The sequence below is a fragment of the Microbacterium plantarum genome (assembly GCF_035231185.1).
GTDB lineage: Bacteria > Actinomycetota > Actinomycetes > Actinomycetales > Microbacteriaceae > Microbacterium > Microbacterium plantarum.
Window position 1 is genome coordinate 625,755 of the sequence record NZ_CP141117.1, and the last position, 15,315, is coordinate 641,069.

Annotated in this window: 15 protein-coding genes; 6 read left to right on the forward strand and 9 right to left on the reverse strand. The window is 70.4% G+C overall.

What is annotated here, in order from left to right; all coding sequences use genetic code 11:
* Nucleotides 1-17 precede the first annotated feature (17 nt).
* Nucleotides 18-845, forward strand: a complete 828-nt coding sequence (locus VC184_RS02925) for a PRD domain-containing protein (protein WP_112616976.1) — start codon at nucleotides 18-20, stop codon at nucleotides 843-845.
* Nucleotides 846-852: 7 nt separating this feature from the next.
* On the opposite strand, the gene VC184_RS02930 is transcribed toward VC184_RS02925, so the two are convergent.
* The 6 genes from VC184_RS02930 to VC184_RS02955 are packed head-to-tail and all read right to left on the reverse strand — an operon-like array spanning nucleotide 853 to nucleotide 7,362.
* Complete coding sequence (locus VC184_RS02930; RefSeq protein ID WP_282502070.1) at nucleotides 853-1,656, reverse strand: HpcH/HpaI aldolase family protein; 804 nt, start codon at nucleotides 1,654-1,656, stop codon at nucleotides 853-855.
* Nucleotides 1,641-2,426: a 2-keto-4-pentenoate hydratase gene (locus VC184_RS02935; protein ID WP_282502071.1), complete on the reverse strand. Its 786-nt coding sequence runs from the start codon at nucleotides 2,424-2,426 to the stop codon at nucleotides 1,641-1,643. Before VC184_RS02935 ends, VC184_RS02930 begins: the two co-directional genes overlap by 16 nt.
* 27 nt (nucleotides 2,427-2,453) lie before the next feature.
* Nucleotides 2,454-3,614, reverse strand: a complete 1,161-nt coding sequence (hpaD, locus tag VC184_RS02940; protein ID WP_114589187.1) for a 3,4-dihydroxyphenylacetate 2,3-dioxygenase — start codon at nucleotides 3,612-3,614, stop codon at nucleotides 2,454-2,456.
* A gap of 53 nt (nucleotides 3,615-3,667) precedes the next feature.
* Nucleotides 3,668-5,179, reverse strand: a complete 1,512-nt coding sequence (hpaE, locus tag VC184_RS02945) for a 5-carboxymethyl-2-hydroxymuconate semialdehyde dehydrogenase (protein WP_282502073.1) — start codon at nucleotides 5,177-5,179, stop codon at nucleotides 3,668-3,670.
* A 27-nt stretch (nucleotides 5,180-5,206) separates the two neighbouring features.
* Nucleotides 5,207-5,905, reverse strand: a complete 699-nt coding sequence (locus VC184_RS02950; RefSeq protein WP_114589260.1) for a GntR family transcriptional regulator — start codon at nucleotides 5,903-5,905, stop codon at nucleotides 5,207-5,209.
* Nucleotides 5,902-7,362, reverse strand: coding sequence for a fumarylacetoacetate hydrolase family protein (locus tag VC184_RS02955; protein ID WP_323987252.1), 1,461 nt, complete (start codon nucleotides 7,360-7,362; stop codon nucleotides 5,902-5,904). Before VC184_RS02955 ends, VC184_RS02950 begins: the two co-directional genes overlap by 4 nt.
* A 76-nt stretch (nucleotides 7,363-7,438) precedes the next feature.
* Here VC184_RS02955 and VC184_RS02960 point away from each other — a divergent pair, with 76 nt between their 5' ends.
* A complete protein-coding gene (locus VC184_RS02960) occupies nucleotides 7,439-8,839 on the forward strand; it encodes an MFS transporter (protein ID WP_274178393.1) in 1,401 nt (466 codons plus the stop codon).
* A 22-nt stretch (nucleotides 8,840-8,861) separates the two neighbouring features.
* Complete coding sequence (locus tag VC184_RS02965) at nucleotides 8,862-10,751, forward strand: FAD-dependent monooxygenase (RefSeq protein ID WP_323987253.1); 1,890 nt, start codon at nucleotides 8,862-8,864, stop codon at nucleotides 10,749-10,751.
* Between the two features lie 9 nt (nucleotides 10,752-10,760).
* Here VC184_RS02965 and VC184_RS02970 read toward each other — a convergent pair whose 3' ends face one another.
* Both VC184_RS02970 and VC184_RS02975 read right to left on the reverse strand, forming a co-directional pair.
* A complete protein-coding gene (locus VC184_RS02970; protein WP_323987254.1) occupies nucleotides 10,761-12,413 on the reverse strand; it encodes a thiamine pyrophosphate-binding protein in 1,653 nt (550 codons plus the stop codon).
* Nucleotides 12,414-12,569: 156 nt separating this feature from the next.
* The gene (locus VC184_RS02975; RefSeq protein WP_269267244.1) at nucleotides 12,570-12,926 is read right to left on the reverse strand and encodes a DUF7882 family protein; all 357 of its coding nucleotides are present in this window, start codon (nucleotides 12,924-12,926) and stop codon (nucleotides 12,570-12,572) included.
* 178 nt (nucleotides 12,927-13,104) lie between these two features.
* Here VC184_RS02975 and VC184_RS02980 point away from each other — a divergent pair, with 178 nt between their 5' ends.
* Complete coding sequence (locus VC184_RS02980; RefSeq protein ID WP_274178396.1) at nucleotides 13,105-13,614, forward strand: MarR family winged helix-turn-helix transcriptional regulator; 510 nt, start codon at nucleotides 13,105-13,107, stop codon at nucleotides 13,612-13,614.
* Between the two features lie 59 nt (nucleotides 13,615-13,673).
* Here VC184_RS02980 and VC184_RS02985 read toward each other — a convergent pair whose 3' ends face one another.
* Nucleotides 13,674-13,796, reverse strand: coding sequence for a hypothetical protein (locus VC184_RS02985; RefSeq protein ID WP_258524624.1), 123 nt, complete (start codon nucleotides 13,794-13,796; stop codon nucleotides 13,674-13,676).
* A 104-nt stretch (nucleotides 13,797-13,900) separates the two neighbouring features.
* Here VC184_RS02985 and VC184_RS02990 point away from each other — a divergent pair, with 104 nt between their 5' ends.
* A complete protein-coding gene (locus VC184_RS02990) occupies nucleotides 13,901-14,119 on the forward strand; it encodes a multidrug transporter (RefSeq protein ID WP_112616536.1) in 219 nt (72 codons plus the stop codon).
* Complete coding sequence (locus VC184_RS02995) at nucleotides 14,116-15,291, forward strand: zinc-dependent alcohol dehydrogenase (protein WP_269267250.1); 1,176 nt, start codon at nucleotides 14,116-14,118, stop codon at nucleotides 15,289-15,291. Before VC184_RS02990 ends, VC184_RS02995 begins: the two co-directional genes overlap by 4 nt.
* Nucleotides 15,292-15,315 lie beyond the last annotated feature (24 nt).

A 15,315-nucleotide genomic window follows, 5' to 3' on the forward strand; every position in this document is an offset into this window, starting at 1 on the left:
GGTCGATGAGGACGGGCATGCAGATCATCAAGAAGGTGCTCAACTCGAGCGTCGTGCTCGTCGATGACGAGCGCGGCGTCGAGCGGGTGCTGCTGGGCAAGGGCATCGGATTCGGTGCCAAACCCGGCGACGTCGTCGACGAGGGCGCGACCGATCGGGTGTTCGTCGCGCTCGACGACGCCGATCAGCGGAACCTCGTCGAGCTGCTCGCGCAGATCCCGGGTGAGTTCGTCGAGCTCACCCGGGAGATCGTCCGTGACGCCGTGGCCTCGGGGCTCGATCTCGATCCGCACATCTACCTCACGCTCACCGACCACCTTCACTTCGCCGTCGAGCGTCACCGTCGCGGTCTCGTCGTCGTGAACCGGCTCGCATGGGAACTACGCACCGTCTACCCCGACGAGTACGCCGTCGGATCCCGCGGTGTCGAGCTGCTGCGGGCGCGCATGCGCGTGGATGTGCCGGACGAAGAGGCCGCCAACATCGCGTTCCACCTCGCGAACGCCGCCAACGGGCGGGCCGGTGCCGACACGATGCATGTCGTACGGCTCATCTCGGCGGCGACCACGATCGTGTCGAACACCACGGGGATCGCCTTCGGCGACGACCTGCATTCGTCGCGTTTCCTCGTGCACCTGCAGTTCTTCGCCGAGCGGGTGTTCTCGGGGCGCATGCTCGACAGCGACGACGGCTTCCTCTTCGAGAGCATGAGCCGGCGGCATCCTCGGGCGACGGCGACGGCCGAACGCGTGCGTGCGCTCGTGCGGACGCAGCACGACATCGAGATCACCGACGAGGAGGTCGCCTACCTCGCTCTCCACATCGCACGCGCCGTGCCGGGGTGATCCCGCGTCAGTATCCGGCGCGGGTGGTGCGGTCGGCCTCGGGCACCCAGGCCGCCGCGAGCGCTTCCGAGCCGCGGGCCAGCAGCGCGACGTCGGCGCCGACGAGCAGGAAGTCCGCCCCGGCCTCGGCGTAGCCGCGCGCGAGCGCGGGGTCGAAGGCGTTCGCGCCCGCCGGTGTGCCGGCGGACCGGGCGTCGGCGAAGACGCGACGGACGGCGGCGACCACGTCGGGGTGGGACTGCTGTCCGAGCAGCCCCATCGAGGCGGCGAGATCGCTCGGGCCGACGAACACGCCGTCGATCCCGTCGACCGCAGCGATGCCCGCGGCGGCGTCGACCCCCGCGGCGGTCTCGATCTGCACGACGAGCGACACGTGCTGCTCGGCCTCGGCCAGGTAGTCGTCGACGCGGTTCCAGCGGGCCGAACGGGCGAGGGCGGAACCGACGCCCCGGATGCCGCGGGGCGGATAGTGCACCGCGCGCACGACCGCCTCGGCCTCGGCGACCGACGACACCATCGGCACGAGCAGGTTCTGCGCACCGAGGTCGAGCACCTGCTTGATCACGACGGGGTCAGCGGTCGGAACCCGCACCATCGTCGTGACCGGTGTCGCGGCGGCGGCCTGCAACTGGGCGAGCACGGACTCGATTCCGTTGGGAGAGTGCTCCATGTCGATGAGCAGCCAGTCGAGTCCGGCGCCGGCGCAGATCTCGGCGACCAGCGGCGACCCGGAGCACACCCACATCCCCGCGAGCGGGCGGTCCGCGCGAGCGAGGGCGTCGCGGAAGGTCGGTGTCAGACGAAACGGCATGCGATCACTCCCATCGGGCCATAGTCGCAGCGGACCTCGTCGCCGCGCGACACCCACATCGGCCGCGTGAACGACCCGGCGAGGATCAGCTCACCCGCCTCCAGGCGCGCGCCGTGCTGCGACACCTTGTTGGCGAGCCAGGCGACCCCCGTCGCGGGATGGCCGAGGACACCCGCCGCCACCCCGGTCTCCTCGATCTCGCCGTTGCGCGAGAGCAGCGCCGGCACCCACCGCAGGTCGATCTCGTCGGGACGTCGCCGCTCGGTGCCGAGCACCATCGCACCGTAAGCGGCGTTGTCGGCGATCGTGTCGACGATCGTGCGCCCCTCGAGCTCGATGTGCGAGTTGAGGATCTCGAGGGCCGGGACGGCATAGTCGATCGCGTCGAGCGCGTCGTCGAGCGTGCAGTCCGGCCCGGCGAGGGGACGGGCGAGCGCGAAGGCGAGCTCGACCTCGACGCGCACGTTCGAGAACCGCTCGGTGGCGATCTCGGCGCCCGAGCCGTAGACCGTGTCGTCGAACATGACGCCGTAGTCGGGCTCGGTGATTCCGGTCGCCTGTTGCATCGCTCGGGAGGTCAGACCGATCTTGCGTCCCACGAGCCGGCGGCCCGAGGCGATCATCCGGTCGCGCCACACGCCCTGGATGGCGTACGAGTCCTCGACGGTGGCGCCGGGATACCGTGCCGTGATGCGCGGGATGACGCCGTGGGTGCGATCGGCCTCGGCCAGGTCGTCCGCGATGGCGGCGATGTCGTCGGGGGAGAGCATGAGCGTCCTCTCAGAGTTGGTTGGAGGTCAGAGCTGGTTGCCGAGCTTGTACTCGCCCTGTTTGTACTCGGGCAACCCGTCGTCGCCCGGTCGGGTGTACGAGAACCCGTCGGCGCCGATCGTGACGGCCATCTCCGAGTCGTCGGTGCGGGCGCGGAGCGGCTGGGGCTTCCCGTCGAGGTCGAGGACGAGGGAGGCCTCGGTGTACCAGGAGGGCACGACGGGGTTGCCCCACCAGTCGCGGCGCTGGTTGTCGTGCACGTCCCACGTGATGACGGGATTGTCGGGGTCGCCGGTGTAGTAGTCCTGCGTGTAGATCTCGACGCGGTGTCCGTCGGGGTCGCGCAGGTAGAGATAGAACGCGTTCGAGACGCCGTGGCGCCCCGGCCCCCGCTCGATCGCGTCCGATCGGCGGAGCGCGCCGAGCTTGTCGCAGATCGCGAGGATGTTGTGCTTCTCGTGCGTCGCGAAGGCCACGTGGTGCATCCGGGGGCCGTCACCGCCGGTCATCGCGGTGTCGTGGACGGTCGGTTTCCGCCGCATCCATGCCGCGTACACCGTGCCCGCGTCATCCTGGATGTCCTCGGTCACCCGGAACCCGAGCGACTGCATGAACTGCACGGCGCGCGGGACGTCCGGGGTCACCTGGTTGAAGTGATCCAGACGCACGAGCTCGCCGGGCGTGTGGAGGTCGTAGCGCCACGAGAGGCGCTCGACGTGCTCGGTCTGGAAGAAGAACTCGTACGGGAAGCCGAGCGGATCCTCGACGCGGACAGAGTCGCCGATGCCTCGCACGAAGCCACCCGGCCGCCGCTCCACCCGGCAGCCCAGCTCGGTGTAGAACGCGACGGCGCGGTCGAGGTCGTCGGCCGACCGGACGCGGTACGAGAACGCCGCGACGGCGGCGACCGGTCCCTGACGCAGGATCAGGTTGTGGTGGATGAACTCCTCGGTCGAACGGAGGTAGATCGCCTCGTCGTCCTCCTCTGTGACGTAGAGCCCGAGCACGTCGACGTAGAACTCCCGTGAGGCGGCGAGGTCGGTGACGACCAGCTCCATGTAGGCGCAGCGGAGGATGTCGGGCGCCGGCGCCGTCGGCGTCGGGATCGGGTCGTCGCAGGTGATCGGCGCCTCCTGGCTGACGAAGTAGCCCGAGGAGGTCCGGGTCATCTGGTCGCGGTGGGTCATGACAGCGTCCTTGCTCTCGATGTCGGGTGGGTCCGGCGGTTCCGGGCGGCGGGTCAGCTCTTGCCGAAAGTCGGGTTGTGGACCGCGCCGAGGGTGATGTGCACCGCCTGCTGGTGCGTGTAGAAGTCGATCGACCGGTAGCCGCCCTCGTGGCCGAGGCCGGACGCCTTGACCCCGCCGAACGGGGTGCGCAGGTCGCGCACGTTGTTGGAGTTGAGCCAGACCATCCCCGCCTCCACGGCCTGCGAGAAGTTGTGCGCCCGCTTCAGGTCGTTGGTCCAGACGTAGGCGGCGAGCCCGTATTTCGTGTCGTTGGCGAGGTCCAGCGCCTCGGCATCCGTGTCGAACGGGGTGATCGCGACGACCGGGCCGAAGATCTCCTCCTGGAAGATCCGCGCCGTCGGAGCGACGTCGGCGAACACGGTCGGGGCGACGAAGGTGCCGCTCTCGAACCCCTCGGGGCGTCCGCCGCCGGCGACGAGGCGGCCCTCGCTCTTTCCGAGCTCGACGTACGACATGACCTTCTCGAAGTGCTCGGGATGCACGAGCGCGCCCACCTCGGTCGCCGGGTCGTGGGGGAAGCCGACTCGCACCCGCTGGGCCTGCGCGGCGTAGCGTTCGACGAACTCGTCGTACACCGCGCGCTCGACGAGGATGCGGCTGCCGGCCGTGCAGCGCTCGCCGTTGAGAGAGAACACACCGAAGATCGTGGCGTCGATCGCCGCGTCGAGATCCGCGTCGGCGAAGACGATCGCCGGGCTCTTCCCGCCCAGCTCCATCGACAGTCCCTTGAGGTGCGGCGCCGCGTTGGCGAAGATCAGCTGCCCCGTCGAGCTCTCGCCCGTGAACGAGATGAGCGGCACGTCGGGGTGCTTCACGAGCGCGTCGCCCGCGTCCTCGCCGAGGCCGTTGACCAGGTTGAAGACCCCCGGCGGCAGTCCGGCCTCCTCGAAGATGCCCGCCCACAGCGACGCGGACAGGGGCGTGAACTCGGCGGGCTTCAGCACGACCGTGTTGCCGGTGGCGAGCGCCGGGGCGAGCTTCCACGACTCGAGCATGAACGGGGTGTTCCACGGCGTGATGAGGCCGGCGACGCCGATGGGCTTGCGGTTGACGTAGTTGATCTGACGGCCGGGCACCTTGTAGGTGTCGTCGGCCTGGGCGACGATCAGGTCGGCGAAGAACCGGAAGTTCTCGGCGGCCCGCCGGGCCTGGCCGAGCGCCTGCGTGATGGGGAGTCCGGAGTCGAACGACTCGAGCTCGGCGAGGCGGGCGTCGCGAGACTCGACCAGGTCGGCGATGCGGTGCAGCACGCGCGAGCGCTCGCGCGGGAGCATCCGCGGCCACGGCCCCTCGGCGAACGCGCGGCGGGCTGCCGCGACGGCCGCATCGACGTCGGCCTTCTTGCCGGCGGCCGCCTGCAGGTACACGCGTCCGGTGACGGGGTCGAGCACGTCGAACGTCGCGCCGTCGACCGAGTCGACGAGCGACCCGTCGATGTAGTGACGGATGGCGCCGGGCAGGTCCGCGGGCGTGTGGGGGGCGGTGAGCGTCGTGTCGGTCATCTCGTGCGTCCTTGCAGCAGGGGGCGGTCAGAAGTTGGGCAGGCCGAGCGCCTGATCGGGGTGCTCGTGCGTCATGTAGGCGTCGAGGGTGGCCGAGCGGTGGCGCCGCGCGGCGTGCTCGATCTCGGTGAGGGGCGCCCCTCGTTCGATCAGCGCCAGGATGTGCTCGTGCTCCCGCACCGACTCCTGCGCGCGGCCCGGGACGAAGCTGAAGGTCGAGTCGCGCAGGTGTCCGAGCCGTGCCCATTCGGCCTGCACGAGTTCGAGCATTCGAGGGTTGGCGCACTGCTCGAACAGCGTCGCGTGGAACTCCTGGTTCAACCGGGTGAACGAGCGCGGATCGAAGTGATCGAGAGACTCGGTCATCAGCGCGTTGATCTCGCGCGCACGCCGGATGTCGTCGACGCTCAGCGCGCGCGCCGCGAGCGCCGTCGCGGCGCCCTCGAGGATCGACAGCGCCTGCATGCTGAAGCGGTACTGCGAGTCGTCGACCATCGCCACGCGGGCGCCGATGTTGCGCTCGAAGGTCACGAGGCCCTCGGCCTCGAGCTGGCGGATCGCCTCGCGCACCGGGACGACGCTCATGTCGAGCTCGCCGGCGATCGTCCCGAGCACGAGCCGGTACCCCGGGGTGAACTCCTGCTCGGCGATGCGCTCGCGGATCCAGTGATACGCGCGTTGCGACTTGCTCTGCGTCTCGGGCAGGGGAGGCGTGGGGGAGGTCATGCGTCGCGCTCGCCGTCGTACCGGGCGCGCCAGGCCGCGTTCATCGGGAACAGTCCGTCGACCGAGGCGCCCTCCGCCACGCGCGCGGCGATCCAGGCGTCCTCGTTCTCCTGAGCGAGGGCCGCATCGACGACCTCGGCGACGAGAGATGGCGGGATGACGATGACCCCGTCGGCGTCGCCCACGATGACGTCTCCGGGCTGGATGGTCGCGCCGCCGCAGGCGATGGTTCCGCCCGCCTCCCACGGAACGTGCTTGCGCCCGAGGACGGCCGGATGCGCGCCCGCGGCATAGACGGGCAGGCCGATCTCGGCGACGGCGGCGTAGTCGCGCACGCCGCCGTCGGTGACGACGCCGGCGGCTCCCCGGGTCCGGGCGCGGAGGGCCAGGATGTCGCCGAGCGTGCCCGATCCGGTCTCGCCGCGCGCCTCGATGACGATGACCTCGCCGGGCGAGACCGCGTCGAACACCTGCTTCTGCGCGTTGAAGCCGCCGCCGTGCCGGGCGAAGAGGTCGGGGCGGAACGGCACGAACCGCAGCGTGGCGGCCGTTCCGACGAGCTTGCTGGCGGGGTGCATCGGCCGCACGCCGTCGATCGTCACGTCGTCGAGCCCGCGCTTGCGCAGCTGCTGCGACAGTGCCGCGACGGGCACGCGCTCGAGCTTGGCCCGGAGATCGTCGGTGAGGCCGGATGCCGGCTCGTCCGGCAGCCCGGCAGCTTCGCGCGATCCCCAGGCCTCCTCGCGCTGGATGTCGTCGACCGTGGGAAGCGAGCCGAGCGCGGGATCGAACGCGGCGCCCTCGTCGGCGACGACGGTCGTCACGAGTCGTCCCGACGTGGCGCCGGTGTCGAGCGCGTCGACCTCGATCTCGACGACGTCGCCGGGGACGATGACCGACGATCCGGCCGGCGTGCCGGTCAGGATGACGTCGCCGGTCTCGAGGGTCAGGTGCTGCGAGAGGTCGGCGACGATCTGCGCCAGCGGGAACAGCAGGCCGCCGGTGGTGTCGTCCTGCACGAGGTCGCCGTTGACCCAGGCGCGGACGCGGAGACGGTGCGGGTCGACGGTCCGGGCGTCGATGAGGTCGGGGCCGAGGGGAGTGAAGCCGTCGCGGCTCTTCGAGCGGAGGTTCGATCCCTTGTCGGCGGCGCGCAGGTCGTAGACGCCGAGGTCGTTGGCCGCGGTGACGGCGGCGACGTGGTCCCAGGCCTCGGCGAGGCCGACCCGGTGCGCGTCGCGCCCGATGACGAGCGCGATCTCGCCCTCGAACGCCAGCAGCTCGGTACCCGCCGGGCGTTCGACCGTGTCGCCGCTCCCGGCGATCGAGCTCGACGCCTTCAGGAAGTACGAGGGGGCGGTGGGCGTGCGCCCGCGCTGCGCGGCCCGGGATGCATAGCTCAGGTGGACCGCGATGATCTTGCCCGGTCGACCGGAGCTTCCTCGCTCTTGTCTCATATTCGAAATCGTATATGATCATCGCCAGCAGAACAACGTCTGCAGACAACGTCGTCGACACCTCGGGAGCACGAAGATGAGCACCCCCACATCCACCCCCGGTCCGGCCGCACGCAGCGGCTTCACCCCGACCGGGACCATCGCCACCGCCGCCGACCGCCGCCGCGTGGTCTTCGCCACCGTCGTCGGGACGACGGTGGAGTGGTACGACTTCTTCATCTACGCCACGGCGGTCGGGCTGGTCTTCGGCCAGCTCTTCTTCGCCCCGCTCGGCGCCAACAGCGCGCTGATCGGTTTCGCCACCGTCGGGGTGAGCTTCCTCTTCCGGCCCCTCGGCGCCTTCCTCGCCGGCCACCTCGGCGACCGGCTCGGGCGCAAGCTCGTCCTGATGTGGACGCTCATCCTCATGGGCGTCGCGACGGCACTGATCGGCCTGTTGCCCACGTACGAGACGATCGGCCTCGCCGCGCCGGTCATCCTCGTGCTGCTGCGCATCGTCCAGGGCATCTCGGCCGGCGGCGAATGGGGCGGTGCCGTGCTCATGGCCGTCGAGCACGCCCCGAAGACGCGCCGTGGCGCATTCGGCGCGTCGCCGCAGATCGGCGTACCGCTCGGCCTCCTCCTCGCGTCCGGAGTGATGGCGCTCATGGCCATGATCGCTCCCGGCGAGGCGTTCCTGGCCTGGGGCTGGCGGGTCCCGTTCCTCCTGAGCGTCGTGCTCATCCTCGTCGGCTGGTACGTGCGTCGCCGCGTGGAGGAGAGCCCCGTGTTCACCGAGCTCGCCGAGCGGCGCGAGAAGGCCCACATGCCGATCGTGCAGCTCTTCCGCAAGCACGCCGCTCTCGTGATCATCGCCGCGTTCGTCTTCGCGGGGAACAACGCCGTCGGCTACATGACCACCGGCGGCTACATCCAGAACTACGCCACCAACCCCGACGGACCGCTCGGGTTCGACCGCGAACCGGTCCTGTGGGCGGTCGCCGGTTCGGCGGTCACCTGGCTCGTCACGACGCTCATCGCCGGGTTCCTCTCCGACCGCATCGGGCGCCGCACGACCTACATCGCCGGCTGGATCCTCCAGCTCGCGGGCGTGTTCGCTCTCTTCCCGCTCGTGAACAGCGGAAGCATCGGCCTCCTCTTCGCCGGGCTGGCGATCCTGACGATCGGCCTGGGCCTGACGTACGGCCCGCAGGCCGCCCTGTACGCCGAGCTCTTCCCGGCATCCATCCGGTTCTCGGGCGTCTCGATCTCCTACGCCATCGGCGCCATCCTCGGCGGCGCGTTCGCGCCGACGATCGCGACCGCGCTCGTGCAGGCGACGGGATCGACCATGTCGGTGACCTGGTACCTGGCGGGGATGACGGTGCTCGGGCTCGTCGCGACGCTGCTGCTGCGCGACCGCAGCGGCATCCCGCTCGACCCCGACCACGAGGCCGAGCAGTCGGTCAGCCCGATCGTCGGCACCGGCCGGCGCTGACCGCGGCGGCGAGGAGGGCACGATGCAGTTCCATCATCACGGCTACGTCTCGGGAGATCCGCGCGTGCAGCCCGCGGCCGGTCGCGGGCTGCACCGCCCCGCCGAGCTGCCCGACGAGACCGACGTCCTCATCGTCGGCTCGGGACCGGCGGGGATGCTGCTGGCGGCGCAGCTGTCGCAGTTCCCCGATGTCGACGTGAGGTTGATCGAGCGCCGCGAGGGGCGTCTCGAGCTGGGGCAGGCAGACGGCATCCAGCCGCGGAGCGTGGAGACCTTCCAGGCGTTCGGATTCGCCGAGCGCATCATGGCGGAGGCCTACAACATCGGCTGGATGAACTTCTGGGCACCCGACCCGGAGAATCCGACGCGCATCGTGCGCACCATGCGCACGGAGGACTATGCGCTGCGGATGAGCGAGTTCCCGCACCTGATCGTCAACCAGGCGCGCGTGCTCGACTACTTCGCCGAGGCCGCGGCGCAGGGACCGGGGCGCGTCGTGCCCGACTACGGCGTCGAGTTCCTCGGGCTGACCGTCGGCGAGGAGGGCGAGTTCCCCGTCGAGGTGCGGGTGCGTCATGTCGCGGGCGCCCGGGCGGGTGAGGAGCGCACCATCCGCGCGAAGTACGTCGCGGGATGCGACGGCGCGCGCAGCCGCGTGCGCGACGCGATCGGCCGGGTCCACGTCGGGGCGGCGTCGGCGCACGCCTGGGGCGTCATGGACGTGCTGGTGAACACCGACTTCCCCGACTGGCGCATCAAGTGCGCGATCAACTCCGCGGCGGGCAACATCCTGCACATCCCGCGCGAGGGCGGCTACCTCAGCCGCATGTACATCGACCTCGGCGAGGTCGCCCCCGATGACGATCACCGCGTGCGGCAGACGCCGATCGACGAGATCATCCGGCGAGCCAACGCGATCCTGCACCCGTACTCGATCGACGTGAGAGAAGTCGCCTGGCACAGCGTCTACGAGGTGGGGCATCGCGTCACCGACGGCTTCGACGACGTGCCGGCGGGCGCCCCGCGCGCGCCGCGCGTGTTCCTCACCGGCGACGCCTGCCACACCCACAGCGCGAAGGCCGGGCAGGGGATGAACGTCTCGATGCAGGACGGGTTCAATCTGGGGTGGAAGCTCGGCCACGTCCTGACGGGCCTGGCGGCGCCGTCGCTGCTGACGACGTACGGGGCGGAACGACGCCCCGTCGCGCAGCAGCTGATCGACTTCGACCGGGAGTGGTCGGCCCTCATGGCGCGCAAGCCCGAGGAGATCACCGACCCGCAGGATCTCGCGACCCACTACCTCGCGACGGCGGAGTTCCCCTCCGGCTTCCGCACCCGGTACGACCCGTCGGAGATCGTCGCGGATGCCGCGCACCAGGACCTCGCTTCGGGCTTCCCGATCGGCATGCGATTCGCGTCGGTCGAGGTCGCGCGCGTCGCCGACGGCAACGCCGTGCACCTGGGTCACCATGCCCGGGCCGACGGGCGGTGGCGCATCTACGCGTTCGCCGACGCCCCGTTGCCGGGCGCGCCGTCCGCGCTCGACGACTTCGCGCGGTGGCTCGCGTCGCCCGTGTCGCCGGTGTCCGTGCACACCCCCGCGGGCGTCGACGTCGACGCGGTGTTCGACGTCAAGGTGGTGTACCAGCAGCGGTACGACGAGATTGAGCTGCCGCTCGTGCCCGACATCTTCCGCCCCCGCACCGGCCCGCTCGGCCTGACGGACTGGGAGAAGGTGTTCGCCGCGGCACCGAGCGCGTGGCACGATGCCGACATCTTCGACGAGCGCGGGCTCTCGCGCGACGGAGTCGTCGTTGTCGTCCGCCCCGACCAGTACGTCGCCGCCGTCCTGCCGCTCACCGCGACCGACGAGCTGACCGCCTTCTTCGCGGGAGCCCTGCTGCGGGCCTAGGGCTTCGCCTTAGGAGTTCACGCGGAGGATCTCCTCCTGGTACGGGGCGCGGATCGTCGCCGACACCCGCAGGTCGAGCAGGAGGAACGGGCGCTCATCGGCGGGGCGATCGCGCCACCGGGCGAGGGCCTCGAGATCGTCGAGCGTGCGCACCACGACGGCCTCGCCGCCGACCGCGCGGCACAGCGCGGCGAAGTCGACCTCGGGGATGAGCATGGGGGCGGGGGCGAGGCCCTGCGCGCCGTACAGGTGCACCTCGGCGCCGTACGCGCGGTCGTTCCACACGACGGCGAGGCCACGGCCGCCGGCGACCCGGACGGCCGACTCGAGGTCGCTGACGGCCATGAGACCGCCGCCGTCGCCCGTCGTCAGCACGATCGTCGCGTCGGGACGGGCGCGGGCTGCGCCGGGGACCGAGGGGAAGCCGAGGCCGATCGACTGATAGGCGGTGCCGACCATCATCATCCGGTCGGGTGACGACACGGGCCAGTACATGTTCGCCCATCCGATGAAGTGGCCACCGTCCGACACGACGACGCGGTCCTCGGGCAGCAGCTCTCCGATCCGCCGCGCGGCGGACCGCGGGTCGAGACGCCCGTCGGGGGCGAGGGCGTCGCCGGGGAGATGGTCGCGCAGGGCGGCGATGTCGAGCGACTCGCGCCATCCGCTCGCCGGAGCGACGAGCGCGGCGAGCTCGTCGGCGATCGCCCGGGCCGCGAGGGCCGCGTCGGCACGCAGGTAGAGCCCGACGTGCGGATGCGTCGCCGTGGGTGCCGTGTCGATCTGAGCGACCGTCGTCCCGGGGGCGAACAGAGTCCCGAACCGCATCGTGAACTGGTTGAGAGACGCGCCGACGACGAGCACGACATCGGCGTCGCGGATGACGGACATCGCCCCGTCGGCGCCGAATCCGCCGGTCACGCCGAGATCGAACTCCGGACGCGGGAAGACCCCGCGCCCGAGAGCCGTGGTCGCGGTCACCGCTCCCGTCGCGTCGGCGATCGCGCCGAGAGCGGTGCCCGCTCCGGCGAGCCACGCGCCGCGGCCCGCGAGGAGGAGGGGCCGCTGCGCGCCCGCCAGTGCGCGGGCGATCTGCGTCACGGTTCCGGTCGCGAACGGCGTGGCGGGAGCGAGCTCAGGCGCTCGTCGCGGCTCGGGGGTACAGGTGAGCGGGCCGGCGTCGGCTTTGGCGACGTCGTAGGGGATCGCCAGCACGACGGGGGAGGAGTACGCGAGGGCGTGCTCGATCGCGATGACGGTCGTGGCCGCGGCATCCGCCCGGCCCACCGTGTAGGTGCGGACTCCGACCGCCGAGGCGAGCGCGATCTGGTCGACGTCCCACGGGCGCGGGCCGGACGTCGGCGCATCGCCGACGACGAGGACCAGCGGGGTGCGTGCCTGCGCTGCCTCCGCGAGCGGTGTCAGGGTGTTGGTGAACCCCGCTCCGTACGTCGCGGTCGCGGCCGCGAGGCCTCCGCCGGCACGGTAGTGGGCATCGGCGGACACCACGCCGCCCGCCTCATGACGGAGCGCGGTGAAGGTGACGCCGGGGGAGCGCTCGAGCGCATCGAGCAGGTGTGCGTTGCCATTGCCCATCACGCCGAAGACGTGCGAGACGTGTCGGGAGAGGGCGGCGGCGACGTGCGCGGAGACGGAGGGCATGGCGATGCCTTTCGAGACGGAACGGTGATGGAGGCCGTATGTGTCTCACGCGCGGATGCCGCTTCGTGCCCATTTTTCGAGCACCGACGGCAACGCCGCCGCCGGACGTTCCGATTATAGGAACGACCGACGACGGCGTGAAGTGTTCGGTACGGGTTACGCCGGGACCTTCAGTCGCGGCACTCCGGCGGTCACCGGCCGCAGCTCACGCTGCGGGGCCTCGGGGATCTCCTGGTCCAGCGCGACGACGAGTCCGGCGGACGACGTCGCCGCATTGGCCATGTCGCGGATGGCGGCCGGGTTGAGGACCTCCATGTCGGCGCTTTCGAAGACGAAGCGCAGCGGGATGGACGGCTGCAGCCAGATCGAGGAACGACCGTCGTCGGCCGTCCACGACATCATGAAGCTCTCGTTGCGCCGCAGCTTCGTCGCGATGACGACTTTGAGGTGCGCGAGCAGGCGGTCCGGGATCTCGATTCGGGTGTCGGAGTTTCCGTAGTGGAGCTGTCCCATGCTGTCCTCCTGAGATCGTCGATGAGCGAGTGAAGTGTTGGTTCCCTCGTTAAGTATCTAGCCAGACAAGACAGTTTCTGTCAATTCTTAGATCCTATGTATCTCACCATCTGTGAAAGACAGAATCTGTCAAGCTGGGCTAGTGTTCTAGGATGCTGTCGGAGGAGGTGGCAACCCGATGCCTCGAAACGTCGTCCGTCATGAAGGACTTCACCTGTACGCGGATCAACCTCGTGACGAGGTCGGTCGTCGGCTGAGCGACGCCGTCCTGCGTCTGCGGCGTGCGGAACAGGTGCAGGCCGGGCTCGCCGTGCGCGCCTCCGAGCTGTCGGCGATCGACTTGACCGCGCTGCGCTACCTCGTTCAGGGACACCGCGACGGCCGCGATCTCGGGCCCAAGGACCTCATCGTCATGCTCGCCACCTCGAGCGCCACGGTCACCAATGTCGTCGAGCGTCTCGCCTCGAAGGGCCTGGTCGAGCGCGTGCAGCACCCCAGCGACCGCCGGGCGCACTACCTCGTTCCGACCGCCGCCGCCGTCGAGCGGGTGGATGCCGCCTTCGCCGCCCATCACCGAGCGATTGTGACGGTCATCGATGAGCTCGACCCTGAGCGTACCGCCATCGCGGCCGAGGTCATCGACCTCCTCGCTTCCGCCCTCGACGAGATCGCCGAGCGCAGCGCCTGACTCCCGAACGAAGCGGGGGCCGACTCCATATCAGTGGTGTCGGCCCCCGCTTCGTCGTGTCAGCTGTCTTCGCCCTCAGCCTGCGAGGGGTGTCCCGTCTCCTCTTCCGGGGCTTCGCCCGTGTCGGGGTGATCGGGGTCGGCGCCTTCGGCCTGGCTGGGCTTCGCGTCGTCTCGTGACATCGACGGTCTCCTTCCGAGATGGGGTCGTCGTCTCTGGCTATCACGCTTGTCCGACCCCCGCCATCCCCTCGCCCCGGGCGGGACGATGTGCCTACGGTCACCCCATGTCCGACGCATCCGAACCCCTGACCGACGAAGACGCCCGCCGCGAGGAACTGCTGCGCGCCGGCGGATCGACCGAGGCCGACGCGGCGCCGCGGATCGAGACGAGCGAGCACGACGGCGTCACGCGCATCGACATCGCCGACTCGGCCGCCGTGCGTCCGGGACCTGGGCCCGGTACGCCCGAGGCCGACGGTGACGAGCCGGAGGTCGAGCGATGAAGGCCCTCACCTGGCAGGGGCGCCGCAACGTCTCCGTCGAGACGGTGCCCGACCCCGAGATCCTCGAGCCCACCGATGCGATCGTGCGGATCACCTCGACCGCGATCTGCGGCTCCGACCTGCACCTGTATGAGATCTTCGGGCCGTTCATCGACAGCGGCGACGTGCTCGGACACGAGCCGATGGGCGTCGTCGTCGAGGTCGGCTCGGCCGTCACGAACCTGGCGGTCGGAGACCGCATCGTCGTGCCGTTCAACATCTCGTGCGGGCACTGCTTCATGTGCCGGCGCGGGCTGCAGTCGCAGTGCGAGACGACGCAGGTCACCGAGTACGGCAGCGGCGCGTCGCTGTTCGGCTACACCAAGCTGTACGGCCAGGTCCCCGGCGGTCAGGCCGAGTACTTGCGGGTGCCGCTCGCGGACTACAACCACATCCGCGTCGGCAACGACCTCCCCGACGACCGGTACCTCTTCCTCAGCGACATCCTGCCGACGGCGTGGCAGGGCGTGGAGTACGCCGATGTCCCCGAGGGCGGCACTCTCGCGGTGATGGGGCTGGGGCCCGTCGGCCAGTTCGTCGCGCGCGTCGGTGTGCACCGAGGGTACCGGGTGCTCGCGGTCGACCCGGTCGCCGAACGGCGAGCGATGGCGGAGCGGCACGGTGCGGACGTGTTCGACCTGACCGACTCAGTGGTCGACGAACTCCGCGACCTCACCGACGGGCGCGGCGCGGACGCCGTTGTGGATGCCGTCGGCATGGAGGCCCACGGGAACCCCGCCGTGTCGACGGTGCACAAGGCGTTGGGGCTGCTGCCCGATGCCCTGGCTCAGAAGGTCATGGAGACCGGCGGGCTCGATCGGCTGGCGGCGCTCCACTCGTCGATCGACATCGTCCGCCGCGGCGGCACCGTCTCGCTCAGCGGCGTGTACGCCGGCGAGGCCGACATGATGCCGATGAAGACGATGTTCGACAAGCAGCTGAGCCTTCGGATGGGTCAGTGCAACGTCAAGCGGTGGATCGATGACCTGCTGCCTCTCGTCGAAGACCCCGCTGACCCGCTCGGCGTCATGGATCTGACGACCCACCGCGCGCCGCTGTCCGACGCGCCGGGCCTCTACGAGACTTTCCAGAAGAAGGAGGACGGTTGCATCAAGGTGGTGCTGCAGCCGTGACTCCGCCCCGGAGAGGAGACTGCC

Coding starts and splice junctions, on each gene's coding strand:
- VC184_RS02955 (WP_323987252.1), bottom strand. CDS start 7,362: ATGAGACAAGAGCGAGGAAGCTCCGGTCGACCGGGCAAGATCATCGCG.
- VC184_RS02965 (WP_323987253.1), top strand. CDS start 8,862: ATGCAGTTCCATCATCACGGCTACGTCTCGGGAGATCCGCGCGTGCAG.
- VC184_RS02960 (WP_274178393.1), top strand. CDS start 7,439: ATGAGCACCCCCACATCCACCCCCGGTCCGGCCGCACGCAGCGGCTTC.
- VC184_RS02975 (WP_269267244.1), bottom strand. CDS start 12,926: ATGGGACAGCTCCACTACGGAAACTCCGACACCCGAATCGAGATCCCG.
- hpaD (WP_114589187.1), bottom strand. CDS start 3,614: ATGACCCACCGCGACCAGATGACCCGGACCTCCTCGGGCTACTTCGTC.
- VC184_RS02985 (WP_258524624.1), bottom strand. CDS start 13,796: ATGTCACGAGACGACGCGAAGCCCAGCCAGGCCGAAGGCGCCGACCCC.
- VC184_RS02935 (WP_282502071.1), bottom strand. CDS start 2,426: ATGCTCTCCCCCGACGACATCGCCGCCATCGCGGACGACCTGGCCGAG.
- VC184_RS02995 (WP_269267250.1), top strand. CDS start 14,116: ATGAAGGCCCTCACCTGGCAGGGGCGCCGCAACGTCTCCGTCGAGACG.
- VC184_RS02990 (WP_112616536.1), top strand. CDS start 13,901: ATGTCCGACGCATCCGAACCCCTGACCGACGAAGACGCCCGCCGCGAG.
- VC184_RS02980 (WP_274178396.1), top strand. CDS start 13,105: ATGCCTCGAAACGTCGTCCGTCATGAAGGACTTCACCTGTACGCGGAT.
- VC184_RS02950 (WP_114589260.1), bottom strand. CDS start 5,905: ATGACCTCCCCCACGCCTCCCCTGCCCGAGACGCAGAGCAAGTCGCAA.
- VC184_RS02970 (WP_323987254.1), bottom strand. CDS start 12,413: ATGCCCTCCGTCTCCGCGCACGTCGCCGCCGCCCTCTCCCGACACGTC.
- hpaE (WP_282502073.1), bottom strand. CDS start 5,179: ATGACCGACACGACGCTCACCGCCCCCCACACGCCCGCGGACCTGCCC.
- VC184_RS02930 (WP_282502070.1), bottom strand. CDS start 1,656: ATGCCGTTTCGTCTGACACCGACCTTCCGCGACGCCCTCGCTCGCGCG.
- VC184_RS02925 (WP_112616976.1), top strand. CDS start 18: ATGCAGATCATCAAGAAGGTGCTCAACTCGAGCGTCGTGCTCGTCGAT.